Genomic DNA, 15,209 nt, shown 5'->3' on the forward strand with positions numbered 1-15,209 from the left:
AAAATGGTTAATAAATTGTTGTAGTAAAGATAAACTATTAATTTTTGTTTTAGTTATTTTGCTAATTCCATGACAGCAGGCAAATCCGTTTACATAGCATTAGGAAGTAACAAAGGCAACAGGTTAGAATACTTGCAACTAGCCATAGATGCTATTTTTGAAAGGGTTGGTACAATCCGTAAAATTTCTAAAGTCTATGAAACTCCTGCTTTAGGTTTTGAAGGTGATAATTTTTATAATGCTTGCATTAAGATTGAAACCGAATTAAAACCAAAAAAACTACTAAGAGTCCTTAAGCAAATTGAAGCTGATTTAGGCAGAACCACCAAAAAATCTGACACTTATGAGTCTCGTGAGATTGATTTAGACATCTTGTTTTACGAAGATGAAGTCATCAATGAAAAGTCGCTTATAATACCACATCCTGCCATACACCTGCGTAAGTTTGTTTTAGTACCATTATCTAATATTGCCAAAGACGTCAAGCATCCTGTTTTTCAGAAAACAGTTAGTGAATTGCTAGATGATTGTAAAGATGAGTCTGAAATTGAACCTATAAAAATCTGGCTTAAAAACCCAATGAAGCGCTTTGATTTTGGTAGCTATAATTTTATAGCTATTGAAGGTAATATTGGCGCAGGTAAAACCAGTTTATCTCATAAAATAGCGCAAGATTTTAATGCTAAATTGATTTTAGAGCGTTTTGCTGATAATCCGTTTTTACCAAAGTTTTACAAAGAGCCTGAGCGCTATGCCTTTACGCTAGAAATGTCTTTTTTGGCAGATCGCTACCAGCAAATTAGTGACGATTTATCGCAACTAGATCTCTTTAAGGATTTTATGGTAAGCGATTACGATGTACACAAATCACTAATATTTTCTAAAGTTACCTTAGCTGATGATGAGTTTAGGTTATACAGAAAATTGTTTTACCAAGTCTATAAAGATATTGCCAGACCAGATTTGTACGTTTACCTCTACCAAAATACCGAACGCCTCCAAGCCAACATAAAAAAGCGTGGTCGCAAATACGAAAGTGACATACAAGACGACTATCTTGAAAAGATCAATTCTGGCTATCTCAACTTTTTAAGAAACCAAACCGAGTTGAACGTAAAAATTATTGATATTTCTGACAAGGATTTTGTAAAAAATCGTGAAGATTATCTGTGGTTGCTGAATAAAATAAATGCGTAATATTTTCATCATTCTGAAATAATTTCAACATATAATAACTGTAATCTAAAGTGTAAATAAAGTTGTTACAATTTGACTATTGTTTTCTAAAATCACCTCATTTAGTATCTTAAATTCTTTAACCCTGAAATTAAAAGGTTCCGCTAACACATCTACTCCGCTATGATGTTTTAGTCGGTTATGGCTATTAGCGATAATATCAATATTCGGTGTAAATTCTCCAACAGGAATATGCTCTGTTAGTACGAGATATTTATAGGCACTTAGTTTGTCTAAAATTTGTTGAATTTCTAGATTAGATAAATGCTGAAAGACTTGCCTAATAATCACACAGTCTGCTTTTGGTAGATCATCTTTAGCTACATCCAGACATTTGAAGGTCAAATGGTCAGCTTTAAACAATTGTTTATTTCTTTCAATTAAACCTTCTACGATATCTATAGCAACATATGCTTTTGTATACTGAACGAGAGCTTTACCAACATTAAAATCTCCACAACCCAAATCACAAACCGTTAGTTGACCGTTATGTGATTTTAAAAAATCGGTTACACCATCAATATAAGGCTGAATAATTTTGGGATTGTGAGAGCCTTCACCTGAGTAGAAATCAGAATCGTTTCCTCCCCAAAAATGCTGCTCATAAATCTGCTCCATAACCGCTTTGGTTGGCCATGGTGTTTTTTGTTTTTTAGAGGTCATTATTTAAAATAAGCCAACAATTCAGCCTTTTTAGATGCAGATACCATAATTTCTTTTCCGTTACTTAGAATGACACTTCCTCCTTTTCCTTTTACATACTTTACCACTTCATTTACATTTACCAAATAGCTCTTATGGACTCTGGCAAAATTGCCGTCTTTTAAACTTTCTTCAATATATTTTAAAGTTTTACTTACCAGCTTTTTCTTATTGTTGTTAAGGTAGATTTCTGTGTAGTTATCATCGGCTTTGCAATACATAATATCTGCTGTTTCTATAACTTCAAAACCATCCTGTTGTGGCAAAGTGATTCTTCCATTTACGGCGTTGGTTTTTGGTACCAAGACCTGGTCTTGTAGTGCTTCTTCTTTCGATTTTATTTCTGTAACATAATCAACCGCTTTTATAAGTTCATCTATAGAAATCGGCTTCATTAAGTAGTATGATGCATGTGCATTTAAGGCTTCAATAGCATAATGATTATAAGCTGTAACAAAAATGGTTTCAAAATCTATATGACCAACTTTATCTAATAAATCGAACGCATTACCATATGGCATTTCTACATCTAAAAAGACTACGTCTAAATCGTTATTCCTAATCAGCACCAAAGCTTCTTCAACATTAGCAGCTTCGCCTACAATTGAAATATTTGGGCAGTATTTGTTGAGATAATTTCGCAGAATAGCTCTGCTTGTTTCTTCGTCTTCTACTAGTATTGCGTTTAGTTTCATTTTTTAATCTTTTTTTAAAGTCACCACAACTTTGGTACCTGCATCTTCAGATTGTTGATAATCTTCAATCGTTACATCTACCTTGTCTTTGTACATTTCGTTTAAAATTGCTACACGCTTCTTGATGTTGTTCATCCCTTTAGAATTCTGCTTTTTCTGATTCTCGGTCTTCATTTGTTTAGAGCGCGTTCTACCTATTCCGTCGTCTGAAATGGTAATGGTAATTTCGTCTTTTGATTTTGGTTTTATGGAAATGTTTAGATGTCCTTTTTCTTTTTTGTAACGCAGACCATGCCATACTGCATTTTCGATATAAGGTTGCAGTAACATTGGTGGAATTTGAAATTCTTCAATATTTATAGTGTCATCAACATCTATAGAATATTCAAACTTATCTTGAAATCTAAAATGCTCTAGTTTAGTGTACAACTGAAGCAATTCGATTTCCTTTTTTAGTGGAATAAAATCTTCCTCACTATTCTCTAATACTGCACGCATTAACTGGGAAAAATCTGATAAATATTTATTTGCTGTACGCTCATCGTTGGTTGCAATAAAACTATTCACCGAGTTTAAGGCATTAAAAATAAAGTGCGGATTCATTTGACTACGCAGCGACTTTAATGCCAAAAGATTGTTAGCCAAACGCTGTTGCTTAATGTATTTGTACATTAAAAAACCTGTAATTAAGAGCAGCAACAATCCTCCAAGCAAGGAATAAATAATTAACTGTTGTCGTTTGTTGCGTTCTTGGGTAAGGTCATATTTGCTTTTAGACAGCGCTCTGTCGCTCTCTAAAGTGGTAATTCTGTTTTGCTGCTCTGCTATGTTTCTGCTAAAACGAGCTGCTTGAGATATTTCTTGGACCTTCTTAGCATACAATTCATCAACAGTATTTTTGTATTCATTCAGCCATTTAAGTCCCTCTTCTGCATCACCAGCATCAATTAAAGCTTCGGACAGCTTTCTGGTCGCATCTTTTTTTACATCCAAGTCTTCCTTTTTATCAGCTTCTTCAATACTCTTTTTAAATGATGGAATGGCGTTTTCTAAATCATTATTGAGTAGATAGGCGTTACCTAGTTTATAATTTTGCTTTTGTGGTGTTAAAGGACTTTCATTAGGTAATATAGAGTCCTTCTCTATGTCTTCAAGTGTTTCTAACACATCTTTTCTAAGTGCAATCTCACTATCATACTCCATATTAGAGCTATTAAACTCAGCAACTTTAACCTGCTCCTCAACAGCACGTTTTTTGTTTTCTTTTTTTGCTAACTTAAGTGAATTGCTATAGAAACCCTTTGCCTTTTCAACTTCACCTCTTGCGTTATACGCTTGTGCTATTTTAGAGTTTAAATCCGTAACCTTTGGAGCTATTAAATGTTTCTTCGCAATCTCCAATCCCTTTTCATAAGAGCTTATGGCTTGTTGCGTATTTTTTAATTTTAAGTATGCATCACCAAGTCCTTCATATAAAACTGTTTTTTCGTAATTAGACAAGTCTTTTTCATTGAGGCTTTTATAAGTATCTATACTTTTTTGATACTCTTCATTATCAATGTATGTCTTAGCCAATTTGAGTTTTGAAGAAGGCATTTCAAAATTCTGGAGGCTTACTTTATATGCAGATATAGCAAGGTCATATTGTTTCCAATAGACATAAATATCACCCAAAAGCTCATGTGCTTCTGCACTTTGCCTTGATGACACATCATAATTAAGTGCATCGCCAACAAATTTTATACTCTTTGCGGCATCCTTCTTTAAGTACGCATCAGCTGAGTCTATCATTTGGTTAAATTGTCTTCCAGCATCATTTTTTTGACCACTTATATAACGTGAGTTCTTTGGTTCTTCAACTAATATAGTAATGCGTTCATCACTTATGATCGTATAGTGTACTGTATCAAAATCACCATGCATTATAGTAAGCTCATCTCCTACTCTTGCCTTAACTACAAATTTTCCAAAGATGTCAGTACGTGTATATTTGCCGTTATTTATTTGAATACTCACATTATCTATTGGCTCTCTTGTGTCTTTCAAATAAACCGATCCTCTAACAGTAAAAAATGCTTCGTCCTTGTTGGTTTTGTTGTTATTGCTTTGTCCAAAACTCAAAAGCGTAAATAGAAAGAAAAATATAAGGCTATATGTGTGACTAATTTTTATCAAAATAAGGTATTAACAGGACTAACTTACATACTTTATTTGGTATCAAAAAATGGCTACTTCAATTTTATAGTCTTTTAAGTAGAAAAATATTAGAGTTAACTCATTTAAGATTTTACTTCACTCATTAAGTAGTCGCTTTTACTCATTGTAGATTTTTTCTTCTCTTTTTTCAGCAGAGTTTTACAATTCATTAATCAAAAAATAAATTCAAAATGAAAAAAATCAATCTAGCATTTTTGCTCCTGTTTTTATGTGCTAACTATACCACAGCCCAACACAAAGGAAATTACAACCAAATTACACAAGAAATTTCCAGACAAAACATTTTAACATCAGGAAATGCCAACATATACAACCCAACGGTTCAACGTCAAATTAACAAAACGCTTCATCCAAGTGATGTTTTAACAATAGATGTCAAAGCATTACAAAACGTAAGCGCCACGACTTACACAGCTGTTTTTAACCTGTCTCAAATTGGCGAAACTGCAGAATCTACTAACGCTCTTATGAAAGAGCGAATAGACAATATTAAAACCAGATTAAACATTCTCGGAATTGCTGAAAAAGATTTTGCAATTGATGTTATTTCTTTCGTACCTGTATACGAAGTGGAAGTCACAAAAAAGCTATTCAGCAAAACGTACACTGAAGTACCAAAAGGGTTTGAACTGCAACAAAACATTCATATTCAATTTACTAAAACCAGTCAATTTGAAGGCATTTTAGAAGCGTGTGCAAAAAGCGAAGTATACAATTTAGTTAAGGTTGATTATTTTATTGAAAACATTCGGGAAGTTTATAAAAATCTTCAAGATCAATTATTAAAACTCATTGCAGATAAAAAAGCATACTATACAACTTTAGGCTTTGACATGGCTAGCTACGATGTTAAAATTGCGGATGATAAGTACTGTTATTTTCCAAAAGATTTCTACCAAAGTTACCAAGCATACAACAGTGTCTCTTTTGAAGCTCTAAAAACCAAAAAAGGTGTTAGTAGCGCTAAAAAACAAACCTCCTATTATTACCAACCACTTACCTATGAGCAGTATGATATTGTGGTAAATCCATCAATATTAGAACCTGTTGTTCAAATAGGAATGAATATAAAATTATTGTACACACCAAAACCTAAAGAGCAAAAGCCAAAAACTATTACAAAAACCGAAATTGACCATAAATACTATGTGATTTCGCCAAATGGGACTATAGATGTAAAAGAATTAAATACAAAAAATTAACAACTATGAAAGCAATAACAAAACCATTTGCTGTAATGATGGGAATACTATCCCTTACTGCTTGCAATGCAAACACAAAACAAAATGAGCAAAATCTCGTCATCAATCAAACAGTGATTGAAACAAATTTAAAAACCGATAAACCTGAAATTAAAGTAGCATTATTACTAGACACGAGTAATAGTATGGACGGTTTAATAGACCAAGCTAAGGCGCAATTATGGGAAATTGTAAACGAACTCTCTTATGCTAAATGTGAGGAGCAAAACCCTAATCTTAAAATTGCACTCTATGAATATGGCAATGATAATCTTAACGCAGATGAAGGGTATTTAAGACAAGTACTCGCCTTTAGTGATGATTTAGATGAAATTTCTAAATCCCTTTTTTCTTTAACTACAAAAGGAGGTAATGAATACTGTGGTAAAGTCATTAAAACAGCTTTAGACCAACTTAATTGGGAAGATAAAGAAGATGATTTAAAACTAATTTTTATCGCAGGAAATGAACCTTACACGCAAGGAACAGTTAGTTACAAGGAAGCTTCTAAACTTGCACATCAAAAAGATGTTACGGTAAACACTATTTTTTGTGGAGACTATAATCAAGGGATTTCTGGTTTTTGGAAGGATGGTGCAGATCTTACACATGGAGATTATATGGCTATTAATCATAATAAAGCTACCGTTCACATAGCATCACCTTATGATGACAAAATTTTAGAACTTAATGAGAAACTAAACAAAACATATGTTGCATATGGATACTTAGGAAGACAAAAGATGGAAATGCAGGCACAACAAGACTTAAATGCCATGAGTTATGACAAAGCTAATGCTGTCAGCAGAACAGTAAGCAAAAGCTCTAGACTTTACAAAAATAGCTCGTGGGATTTAGTTGATGCAGAAAAAGAAGCCGATTTTTCTTATGAAGATTTAGATGAAAAACAATTACCTGACGAATTAAAAGGAAAATCTAAAGAAGAAATTAAATCTTATGTTGAAAAGAAAAGAGTTGAGCGCGAAAAGCTTCAAAAAGAAATTGCCGAACTCAATATAAAGCGTAAAACATATATAGCTAAAAACTCTGACGACAAAAATAATGGATTAGAAAATGCAATGGTAAATGCCATAAAAACCCAAGCTAAAAACAAAAACTATGTTTGGGAATAGGCAATAACAAAAAAGGCTCGATTAAAAAATCGAGCCTTTTTTGTTTTAGTTAATTGCAGGACAATTACACTCAAACTTCTCTCGCTTACAATTAAAGTTGTAACCTAAAGTTATTTGATGGAAACCTCCTGTATTAAAGTTTACTGTATTTGCTTGGTATGAATATGTGTAAGCAAACACAAAATTGTTATAATCTACACCAATAAAAGGCGTGAAATATTGTAACTTCTGACTACTTACCCCAGAACCGTCTACAAACTCTGCACCATCTAAGCTACGTCTATAAGATAATCCACCCCAAACTTTACCAAAATCCATTTCACGGTAGACTTTAGCATTAATATCTATTGAAGACTCTTCTGTCGCATCTCTATACATATACATAATAGAAGGCTCATAACTCCAATCACTTCCAAACTTGCTAAATGTATAACCTGTAGAAAACAGATAAGTTCTTAAGTTTCTAAACTCCCACTGATCCCCATTACGATTCCAGTTGATACCATCATTTTCTAAAATATTCTTTGCCGTAAAATGCGCATAAAAATCTAAAAAGTGGTAAGAGAAACCAGCATCAATATTAAAATTAGTCGCTGTACCGCTTGTTGCTAATGGATCAAATTCATCTCCAGGCCCCAACCATGTACTTGCATCTACTTTGTACTGTAGAAACCCAGCATTGATACCAAATGACAACATATTCAGGTCAATTTCATTTCTAGAAAACATTAAATGATATGCAAAAGTAGCATATCCACCTAAAGTAGAATGATAACCATTAGAGTCGTTAAATAAAATTCCACCAACACCTACAGGTGTATCTCCAACTCTACCATTAATACTTAATGTTTGCAAACTAGGAGCATCATCTACACCAAACCATTGCTGTCTGGCTGTTAATCTAACCTTAGCACAATTAGCAACACCTGCCATCGAAGGATGTATTAAATAATAATTATCTGTTAAATAATCAGAATAAATTGGAACACCTTCTTGAGCAAAACTAAAATTTGCCACTAAGACTGTAAATGCTACTAAACAAAACTTTTTTAATCTCATAATTTCTTTTATCGTTTCAAAGTAAAATGGGCTTTAAACTCCTTTATTTGGTTGGTAAGGGGTTCTTCGTATTCTACTGTAAACCAGTAGTCGCTCGATGGCATGTTGTTGCCGTTGAACGTCCCATCCCATCCCTGACCTTCCGGGCTGATCTGCTTGAGCAATTTCCCGTAGCGGTCAAATATATAAATTTTGGCATTACCTCCAATACCTTCTATGTTCCATGTTTCATGTATGCCATCTCCATTTGGCGTAAAGTACTTCGGATAATCGATCACGAACACCTCTTGTGTCGCTATACCACAGCCGTTCTTGTCCCTTGCCGTTACCGTATGTAGTCCCTGAGATACTCCAGTAAATTGTATTGAGCCATCCTCTGAAGGATCCATCCATGGACCTCCGTCCAGACTGTACTCATACTCACTGATTCCTGTTGCCAGTGCTTCTATAACGTTACTATTGCCAAAAACTTGTGTTACCACTTCAGCAATTAGAGTTGGCGGCGCACTTTCTACCACCACTGTTTCATCGTAAGTCTCACAGTTCGTCACTGTTGACGTAGTGATATCCGTTACCGTCACTCCATAGGTTCCTCCTTGGGTTGGCATCATACTTGAACTGGTCTCTGTAGTGATGACTTCACCATTGAAGGTCCACTCAAAACTGTAATCCGTGTCCGATAATCCGGTATCCAATACCAATGGGTCTAAAATTTCCGTGCCATTGGTATCCACACAAAGGATGTAACTGTCCTCAAGATCAAAGTATGGTCTCGGGTTTACCTGAAGCGTCAGTGCTGCGACTTCGTAACAGATAGATCCGTCTTGTTGGTTATCGAATACTCCGTCATTGTTTAAATCTACTGGGTCTCCGTTTCCGTCTCCATCTATATCTACAAACTCATACAGACCATCTGCATTGGCATCGATACCATCTGATAAGCCATCTCCGTCAACGTCTATTAAATCGAATACTCCGTCCGCATCCGTATCATAGGTATCTATCGTACCGTTGGCATCTAAATCTAGTCCTGCCGTTAATGCAGTTAGATCTAATGCGATTGGTATAACTGCTAAAGTATTGTTATCTACTCTTGCATAGATAACCTGTGGGTTTACTACATTCTCATATAGGTCTGGTAACGGGTTAACGTTTAAGTTTGCATCGTCTTCCGTAGCGAAGTACGTAACAATATAATTTGTTGGGTCTTGTCCATCCAATATAAACTCATCTTGTGTAGACAAGGTAAACTGTGTACTGTCATTACTTGGGTCTCCATCGGTCTCTACATTATCATCACATTCCTCGTAGATTATATCCACCATATCCGGATTGGCCTGTGCCGCTTCATCTACCTGAAGGTTAAAACGCTGTGTACTGATAGAACAGCCTGTTACGTTGTCTGTTATCGTTACGTAGATTTCTTGTGGGTTGCTAATGTTGGTGTATGGACTTACCAAGGCGTTCATCTCTGCTTCTGCATCTGCCAAGGTCTCATGATAGGTCACAATGTAACGTGTTGGATCTTGTCCGTTTAAGACTTCTTCGTCTTTAGTTGTTAGATCAAAGCTGTCAAATCCGTCCGTGTTCAGTTCACATTGTATAAAGTCCGTTACTGCCACTACTTCTGGTAATGGGTATACGTGTATCGTAAAATCAACTACCGCATAACAGCCCGTTACGTCATTGGTTACTCTTACATAGATGTCCTGTGCTGGTGTGTCTACATTGGTATATTGTGTTGGGTCTGCAATGGCGTTTTCACCTGCGTATGCATCTTCCGATGTTTCGTGGTATGTCGGTGTTACTCCGGCTTCTCCGTTTAAGATTAATACTTCATTCTCTGTTAAATCGAAAACTTCTACTCCATCTCCGGTGTTCGTATCATCACACAGCTCTAAATCTGGTAATTGGCCACTTGGTGTTGGTGTTGGGTTTGGCAACACTCTTATGGTCATTGTTGTATAGGCTACACAGCCCGTATCAGTATCGGTTACCACAACATATAAGGTCTGTGGGTTTGCTGGAAGACCATTGACCGAAGCATTGGTGTACTGCGTTGGGTCGGCTATGACATTCGTCTGTGCCTGTGCATCAGCATTGGTTTCATAGTAATCTACATCCCAACTAGCGTTGCCTCCTGTGATCTCTGTGTCTTTTACCGTGAGATCGAATACCGTCATCTCATCTCCTGGTACTTCATCTAAATCATCACACAATTCTAATGGTGTTGGCTGTACTGGCTCTGGTGGCAACTGTACGATTATCTCAAACTCTCCTGTATCCTGACAGCCTGTAGTCGAGTTATACAACCTTACATAGATGGTCTGTGGATTTATGGTATTGGTATAGTTACCCTCGTTTATTATTGGATTATTCCCTGTCTCTGCATCTGCTGCCGTAACATGGTAGGTTAGTGTTACTTCTGTTGGGGCTTGCGTCCCTAAGATATCAGCATCGCGCTGGGTCAGGTCAAACTGGGCTATCCCGTCATTGTTGTCATCACAGATCTCTAATGGATCTAGATTTGTCGGTACTTCTGGTGATGGTACCACAATCAGTTCCAACGTGTTCTGCGTTAGACTGTAACAGCCTGTAATCGTATTCTCGGAACGTACATAGATCATTTGGTTGTCTGCTACAATATTGGTGTACAGCCCTGTTATGGCATTAATACCTTGTTCGGCTTCTTCTTGGGTCTCATGGTAGGTAATAACCACGTCTGGCTCTCCGTTGGTAATCTCTACCGTACGAATCTCTAGATCGAACTCGGCAAAACCGTCGTTGTCATCGTCACAGACCTCGATTGGGTCTGGATCTGGCTCTGGCGATGGAATCGGATCTACCCTTAGGGTTACCGTTATGGTACTGTAACAGCCTGTTACATCGTTCTCGGCTCTTACATAGATTGTTTGGGCATTGCTCGTGTTGACATACGGACTTACGATTGGATTGGTAGCATTGTCAGCATCCATCTGTGTCTCGTAGTACGTTAAGGTTATTCCGTTCTGACCGTTCAAGATCTCTGCTTCGGCATTTTCCAGCGTAAAGGCTTCTTGCTCATCTCCTGGATTGTTGACGTCACATAGCTCTAATGGCATTGGTTGTACCAGTACTGGCAATGGGTTAACGATCAGTTCCAAACTTGTGACCTTATAACAGCCTTCTACTGTATTGGTGTCTTCCACACGTATCCAGATAATCTGGGTATTGGCAGTGGTATTGGCATAAGCCGCTGGATTGGCTATTGGATTGTTCGCCTGGTTAGCATTATCTTCTGTTTCATAATAGCTTACCGCATACTGTGCTGGGTCTAATCCGTTAAGAAGTTCTTCTGCTTTGCTTGTTAAGTCAAAGGTTGCAAACCCATCTGCCGAGGCATCGTCACACTCCTCTAATGGTGTTGGCTCTATAATCTGTGGTGTTGGCTCTACGATAAGCTGTAGTTCTACTATCGTTGCACAGTCCGTTGCAATCGTTGCACTCTCTACGCGTGCATAAAGGGTCTGCGTATCTACTACGATATTGTTGTAGTCTACTGTCGTATCTACGGCATCTACTCCATTTTCTGCATTGGCAAAAGTTTCATGGTAGGTTACCGTTAGGCCTGCTATCCCTCCCGTAATCTCGTTATCGGCATCGGTTAGGGTAAACACACCAAAACCATCGTTGTCCGGGTCGCAGTAGCGCAACGGTGTCGGCTCATTGGCAACTGGTGCCTGCTCTACCACCAAGTCTAATGTCGTGGTATCGTAACAGCCTGTTGTGGTATCTTCTACGCGTACAAAAATGGTCTGTGGATTGCTAATGTTTGTGTATGGGATCGCTAATGGGTTCGCCTCTGCTTGGGCATCGGCCAAGTTCAGGTAATAGCTTACCGAATAACCTGGGTTGTTGCCGCTAATCTCTATGTTCTTTATACTTAGGTCGATCTCTGTTAGACCATCTGGTGTACCGTCGTCACACACCTCTAATGGTGTTGGAGCTACCAAGGCTGGTAATGGGTTGACTACCAAATCAAATGTAACTTGTGAACTACAGCCTGTATTGGTATTGGTCAGTACTGCAATGATCTCTTGTGGGTTACTCGTGTTGGTATATGGGACTGTGATTGCGTTTGTGTTCGTATCTGCATCGGCTTGGCTCGCGTAATAGCTCACCGTGACGTTCGTCTGTCCGTTGAGTATCTCCGCTTCCTTATCCGTTAGGTCGAACTGCTCTTGCTCGTCTCCTGGATTATCATCGTCACAAAGCTCATATGGGCTTACTGCTACAACCGTAGGCAATGGGTTAACGATTAGTTGCAACGTTGTGGTATCATAACAGCCTGCTGCGTTCTCGATACGCACGTAAACTTCTTCCGTGAATGGGTCCGTATTCATGTAGAGTGTTGGTAGTACTCCTGATCCGTCTGCTGCACCTTCTGGTGTGGAATGGTAGGTCACTACGACTCCCGTCTGGGCTCCGATAACCTCCGCTTCACTATCTCCCAAATTGAACTCAGCCACTCCATCAGAATCGTCATCGCAGACCTCCAAAGCCGTAGGCATGTTGGCAACTGGATTGCCCAAGACCTCTAAAACTAAGGTCGTAACTGCATAGCATTCACTATTGATATTGTTTTCTAGACGCGCATAAATCGTTTGGTTGTTTGGTGTTACATTATTATAAGGAGATACTAAAGGAGAGTTATCATTCTCGGCATCTGCTTGCGTTAAATGGTAAGTAACACTTACATCATTTGGATCGTTTGTGCCTATAATCTCAGTATCTCTTTCAGTTAGAGTGAATGTTCCTATTCCATCAATTACATCACCATCACAAACTTGTAATGGACTAATCATATTTCCTATTGTAAGATCCGTAAATAACAACTGAAATGAAGTAGTATCGAAACACTCTTGTGAAGCATCTGCTATACGAACCCATATAGTTTGCGGATTAGAAATGTTAGTGTAATTTGTAGGTAAAGCACCAACACCATCAATAGCCTCTTGCTCTGTAAGATGATAGGTAATTATAAAATCATTTGGATCTTGACTTCCTAGCACATCGTCATCATTTTCAGATAAATCAAATTCTGCCGTGGCATCTGCATCACAAATAGACAAATCTACTGCCGCATTAGCAACAGGACTTGGTTTAAATTCTACTAAAATGCTATCTGAAGTCTCACATCCAGGCGCAAAAACAACATCTACAGAGTAAGTCCCTGCTTCATCAACATCTATTGTCGAACCTGTTTCACCTGGAATTTCAACTCCATTAAAAAACCATGTATGTGTTGCTGTGGCAGCTTCAGTATCTAAGGTAATTGAATTACCACCACATTCTGCAGTACCAGCTGCAATAGTGATATCGTCACCTAGCTCACCACCTAAATTAAAACTTCCTGCTTCTAAAAATATAGCAGAGTCCCAAATAGAGTCACCTTCATCAGCAGCAACAAGCTTTATCTCATATGTTGTATTGGGTATTACAGTTGCAGAAGCCGTGAGAACTACTGTTCTTCCTCCGTAATTAGTTTCTCCAATATCATATCCTTCAAAATAGGCTGGATTATCGGTACACGTACCAGAGTTATTAATATTAGTTACATTAACAGGTGTACCATCTGGTAAAACCGCAAGATTAGTATAAGCGGTCGTACCAACTTCACGAAGTAAAAATGCAAACCCATCAGCAAAGTTACATTCTGTTGATCCATCATACTCTTCAGAAGCCATTAAATACCTAAAACTAATTTCATTTGCAGTTGGTACAAAATTGAATTTTATGAATGTAGCATCATTGGTACTTCCTGCACCAAAACCTAATGCATTTTCTAAATCTGCATCTCCAGCTTGACCATTATTATTTGAGACTAATACAGGATTGATAGTATTTCCTGCTTGAGCAGCTACACCAGAGGTTATAATAATACCTTCTTCGAATGGAAAGTTAACCGCTCCACCTCTTGTGAAATACCCATAACTTTTTGTACCTGTGTTACCTGGTGCTCCATTTACCTGAAATGAAAAATTATCGACACCTGAACATCCACCAGAGACCAAAACATTCTCTATTAATTCTGGCAAAGACATTGTGGACTCTGGGAAAGCTGCATTATTAACAGACACAATAGCTTGTAATACGTTTACAAAAAATGTTACACTTTCTTGACAACCTACCGGATTATCATCTTGAACTGTTAGCGTTACTACATATGTACCTGAAGTATTATAGGTATTAGACACATTCGTTCCTGTAGCAGAGTTACCATCACCAAAATTCCAAGAATATGTAGCGTTTGTACCATCTACCGAAAAGGCTGCAGCCCCAACAAAATCTACTGTTTCACCAGGTAAAATCTCAACAACATTTGGAGAGGTTTCTGCTGGCGTAGTACTAACAATTTCTGGTGTTATAGTTTGACAAGATACTGCGCAAATAATATCTGCCTCCCAACCCAATCCTGAACCAGAAGCATTGGACGTAAATGTGATTGTTAAACAACCAGAAGTATTAGCCGATGATGCCATTACAAGGCCAGGAGAATCAATAGATGAATAACTACCTATTATAGGAGCTGTTGTATCTTCACCATCGTATATTGTTAAAATATCAGCATTTAACTGTGTATTGAAATCTAAAAAATCTAATATGATAAATTGATCAGCATTAGGAGGACAAATTGTGGTTGTGAAGTTTTCATCATTTCCGTAATTTCCAAACTCACCACCTGAATCATAAAACTTATCAGGTTCACAACGTGTAAACGTTCCATCTTGCATCGAGATATCTTGGGAATATCCAAAGACCGAGATTATCAGAGCAGTTACAAATAATATCTTTTTCATAGTTAGTCAGGATTCATTTAAAAACACGCTAAAAAAGACATAAAATTAACATCTCAAAAGGTGTTTTCATAAATGAGGACGAAATTT

Annotated in this window: 8 protein-coding genes; 3 read left to right on the top strand and 5 right to left on the bottom strand. The window is 37.3% G+C overall.

What is annotated here, in order from left to right; genetic code table 11:
* The first annotated feature begins 69 nt into the window (after window positions 1-69).
* Window positions 70-1,197: a 2-amino-4-hydroxy-6-hydroxymethyldihydropteridine diphosphokinase gene (gene folK / locus MST30_RS03840; RefSeq protein ID WP_243473086.1), complete on the top strand. Its 1,128-nt coding sequence runs from the start codon at window positions 70-72 to the stop codon at window positions 1,195-1,197.
* 45 nt (window positions 1,198-1,242) lie between these two features.
* Here folK and MST30_RS03845 read toward each other — a convergent pair whose 3' ends face one another.
* From MST30_RS03845 to MST30_RS03855, 3 genes are read right to left on the bottom strand one after another with little or no spacing between them, the layout of a single operon-like run.
* Complete coding sequence (locus MST30_RS03845; protein ID WP_243473087.1) at window positions 1,243-1,899, bottom strand: class I SAM-dependent methyltransferase; 657 nt, start codon at window positions 1,897-1,899, stop codon at window positions 1,243-1,245.
* A complete protein-coding gene (locus tag MST30_RS03850; protein ID WP_243473088.1) occupies window positions 1,899-2,633 on the bottom strand; it encodes a LytR/AlgR family response regulator transcription factor in 735 nt (244 codons plus the stop codon). Before MST30_RS03850 ends, MST30_RS03845 begins: the two co-directional genes overlap by 1 nt.
* Window positions 2,634-2,636: 3 nt before the next feature.
* Complete coding sequence (locus MST30_RS03855) at window positions 2,637-4,808, bottom strand: histidine kinase (RefSeq protein ID WP_243473089.1); 2,172 nt, start codon at window positions 4,806-4,808, stop codon at window positions 2,637-2,639.
* 212 nt (window positions 4,809-5,020) lie between these two features.
* Between MST30_RS03855 and MST30_RS03860 the strand changes: the two genes are divergently transcribed.
* Both MST30_RS03860 and MST30_RS03865 read left to right on the top strand, forming a co-directional pair.
* Window positions 5,021-6,052: an SIMPL domain-containing protein gene (locus MST30_RS03860; RefSeq protein ID WP_243473090.1), complete on the top strand. Its 1,032-nt coding sequence runs from the start codon at window positions 5,021-5,023 to the stop codon at window positions 6,050-6,052.
* Window positions 6,053-6,057: 5 nt separating this feature from the next.
* Entirely contained in the window at window positions 6,058-7,224 is a 1,167-nt protein-coding gene (locus tag MST30_RS03865; RefSeq protein WP_243473091.1) for a vWA domain-containing protein, read from the top strand.
* 45 nt (window positions 7,225-7,269) lie between these two features.
* Here MST30_RS03865 and MST30_RS03870 read toward each other — a convergent pair whose 3' ends face one another.
* On the bottom strand, window positions 7,270-8,283 hold the full coding sequence (locus MST30_RS03870; RefSeq protein ID WP_243473092.1) for a PorP/SprF family type IX secretion system membrane protein: 1,014 nt from the start codon (window positions 8,281-8,283) through the stop codon (window positions 7,270-7,272).
* Window positions 8,284-8,291: 8 nt separating this feature from the next.
* Window positions 8,292-15,122: an FIDD domain-containing protein gene (locus MST30_RS03875; protein WP_243473093.1), complete on the bottom strand. Its 6,831-nt coding sequence runs from the start codon at window positions 15,120-15,122 to the stop codon at window positions 8,292-8,294.
* Window positions 15,123-15,209 lie beyond the last annotated feature (87 nt).

Origin of the sequence: Winogradskyella sp. MH6 (genome assembly GCF_022810765.1) — a bacterium.
Taxonomy (GTDB): Bacteria; Bacteroidota; Bacteroidia; order Flavobacteriales; family Flavobacteriaceae; genus Winogradskyella.